This window comes from Shewanella sp. MBTL60-112-B2 (genome assembly GCF_019655055.1).
Taxonomy (GTDB): domain Bacteria; phylum Pseudomonadota; class Gammaproteobacteria; order Enterobacterales; family Shewanellaceae; genus Shewanella.
Genome location: NZ_BPFA01000059.1, coordinates 1 through 3471 on the forward strand (window position 1 = coordinate 1; position 3471 = coordinate 3471).

2 protein-coding genes are annotated in these 3471 nt (G+C 32.5%); both read left to right on the forward strand.

Annotated features, from left to right (window positions below; translation table 11 throughout):
* Positions 1-371 precede the first annotated feature (371 nt).
* Positions 372-1883 (forward strand): oligosaccharide flippase family protein, encoded by a 1512-nt coding sequence (locus tag K5Q73_RS21125; RefSeq protein WP_220766181.1) that lies wholly within the window; start codon positions 372-374, stop codon positions 1881-1883.
* Positions 1883-3025: a glycosyltransferase family 1 protein gene (locus tag K5Q73_RS21130; RefSeq protein WP_220764506.1), complete on the forward strand. Its 1143-nt coding sequence runs from the start codon at positions 1883-1885 to the stop codon at positions 3023-3025. The genes K5Q73_RS21125 and K5Q73_RS21130 overlap by 1 nt, the downstream gene beginning before the upstream one ends.
* Positions 3026-3471 lie beyond the last annotated feature (446 nt).

The following is a 3471-nucleotide window of genomic DNA, read 5'->3' on the forward strand; positions in this document are numbered from 1 at the left end:
ACTGTTTGTTGATAGGAATCCGAATGTTGGCTTCACTGTTTTAGGGCGAAGGTTTAAATTTTACTTCGCTGCCTACTTTTTCTCTATAATTTTGTTGTTGCTATTTCAGCCCATATATCCAATTATTGCCACAAGAGGAGGTCTGTACTTTTATATATATGAAATATTTCTGTTTTCAATAATAGTTTCAAAAGTAAAGCAAGTGAATTATACTATTTTTACTGTTATTTTCATTCTATTTTGCTTGGTTAGATTGTCATTTCAGTTTTCCTATGATAAAGAGTTGCTCGTTCCATATAAAGCCGTTTGGTATAATACTGACGTGATAAGACACCTTTATTAGTTTTTTACATTTAGAATAAGACGTGTATATGCAATCTACAGAAAAAAACATAATGTGGAACTTCATGGGTTATGTTTTACCAATATTAATAACCATAATAATAATCCCATTTACTATTAAATTATTAGGTACTGAAAATTTTGGGGTGTTAAGCTTAATTTGGGTTATTGTTGGTTATTCAAGCTTTCTTGACTTTGGTGTTGGCCGCGCTCTTACCCATTACATTTCTTCAAATAAGTTTACAGAAATGCAATCCTACATTCCTTCAGCTGTAAAAAAAGTGCTTACATTACTTTTTTGCATTAGTTTAATTGTGACATTAACGATATTTTTTTCTATTGAATATATTTTATCTGTATTTCAGAACAGTAGTTTTATAAATGATTCCGATCTTTTGTTGTCATCAAAAATAGCAATAATTACAGCTTTTTTTGTGGTTATATCATCTGCAGTTAGAGGGGTTTTGGAGGGGTATGAAGAGTTTAAATATATAAATTTAGTTCGATTATTCTCTGGTTTATCAATAAGCCTTTCTCCATTTATTATTTATTATTTTGTTCCACAGTTATGGTTAGTCATTCTATCTTTCTTATTTATATGCATGTTAGAAGTTGTGCTATATACTATTATAGTTAAAGTAAAGCTTGGTAACATTAAAAAAAGAAGGAGTCTAACGTTTGGTAAATTGAAGGTGATATTATCATTTGGATGGTGGTCTAACCTTACAAATATAATAGGTTCCCCTATGGCAGCTGCCTATTTAGATAAAGCTATAATTGCTAGTCTTTTAGGTGCAACTGCGTTGACGTACTATAGTGTTCCATTTGATGTTATAGCAAGATTCTTGATTTTGCCTGCTATGATTACAAGTGTCTTATTTCCTTTATTTAGTAAATTAAAAAACCAGATTGATGAAGTAGATCGCTTAACAATGCAAGCTTTAGAGATAATGGGTTATCTTATAGCTCCTGTTTTTATAACAGTGATTATTTTAGCTAAACCGCTAATGCATTTATGGTTAGGTGAAATATCAATATTTATGTTTGTAACAATACAGATATTTGCAGTTGGAAAGTTTGCAGAATCACTAAACTTTGTGTTATTAGCTCAGATTCAGGCTTTAGGTAGGCCTGATTTAACAGCTAAGCGGCATTTGCTGGAATTACCATTTTATGCGTGTGGCCTATACTTTGCTGGTAAGGAGTTTGGTCTGGTTGGTATCGCTGTAGTTTGGTCTTCTTGGGCGTTAATCGATCTTCTTATTTTGTTTTGTATTAGAAAAAAGTTGACGAATATAGAATTGCCAAGATCTATAAGGAGTGGTAGGTTACCTCTTTTTTATTTGTCATTCTTCTGTATTGCATATTTATCTGCAGCAATATTTAATGATTCAAATTTAGCATTGCTTTTAGCATCTACATTCATTCTTTGTGCTTTTTATATTTTAGGTTGGAAATATTATTTGGACAAAAACAGCAGGGAAATTATGGTGGTTAAATTTTCGCAACTTATCGGTCGATTGAAATTAAAGAGTATGTAATGAAAATTGTAATGGATATTAGAGATGCTCAACTAGAGCGAGTAGGCGTAGCTGTATATTGTCAAAACATAATTCGCGAATTTGTTGCTGCTAGAGACGAAAAGTTTGAATTTGTATTTTTAGCGTCGAATGAAATGCCAAAGCTAAGCCTAGAATTAAATAAGCATTCTATTGTATATATAGCACCTAGTAGTTCTAGTAGTCTTGTTCGGAAGGTTAAATGGTACTGGTGCTTGCCTCGTCTATTAAAAGAAATTAACGCTGACTTGTATTTTGGTCCATTTCTTAGGCTTCCATTATCTCCTTACCCTTGTAAGACCATTTTTACATTGCATGATGCCGCATCAATTACAGAAGGTCAATTAGTAGGTAATTTACTTCAGAAGTTGAAGAATAAGTTTTTTACTTCGAACTGGATTCATAATGTTGATGGGATAATTTGTATTTCTAAGTATTGTCAGGATGAGTTTTCAGATATTTTTGGGAAGTCGATCCAAGAACGTTCAACAGTTATCTACCATGGTTTGCCTTATGAATTAAATGAACCTTACAGTGTTGCTATAGAGGATGAAATCAAAGTAATTGGTAAATATACTCAAAAGAAACATTACTTAATTAATATTGGTACGGTTTATCCTAAGAAAAATATTGAGCGATTAATCGAAGCATTTTCTCAGATAAAAACACTTGATGTGGACTTATTAATTTGTGGTTCTGCTGGTGTAAATAGTCAAAGTATTTATACAGCTCCAGAGCGATATGGTATAGAGGGAAGTGTTCATTTTTTAGGTAGAGTTGATACCGAAGAGTTGAAAGTTTTATTAAAGAATGCGACAGCTTTTGTTTTTCCTTCTTTGTATGAAGGATTCGGAATTCCTATCCTAGAAGCTTTTGCTATGGAGGTGCCAGTTATTAGTTCAAATGCAACATGTTTACCTGAGATAGCTGGAGACTCTGCATTATTTTTCAATCCTGATTCCTCAGAGGAGATATCGAGAGCGATTGACCTGATTCTGAGTGATGCTCAATTAGCAGAGGAATTAATTTTAAAAGGCAAAAAGCGTGTCTCAGGCTTTTCTTGGAGTAAGTCTGCTGAGTTACATAAAAAGTTTTTTATAGAAGTTCATAATCGACCTAGTTGAATATATGTAAAAAAATAGGAAGTTTTAACATTGTAGCTAATGCAACAGCTCTTGATAAAGTGGTGCTCTAACAATACTAAAGCAATTGATGATGCACGCATCCAAAAATAAAATATTTCACTTCATTTGTTTTATTCCTAAAGATTTTAATTTAGAGAGTTCAAAGAATGTAACTTTTGTTGAAGTTAATAGAATGGGCTGGTTACATAGGTTTTTACTGGCCGCTTACAATCTAAAAAATATCTTAACCGGAATAAACTCTAGGGTTGTTGGAGAAATATGCTAATGGCGTCTTTGCGAAGGATAATTTCGCGGACAGAGTAAGCTAAAAAGAGCTATTAATGCTTCATAATAATGTTTCATATACGGAATTGTCGAATGTTAACTAGTTATACTGGTAGTAATGTTATTGCGGTTAATGCGACAGCACTTGATAAGAGTGGTGC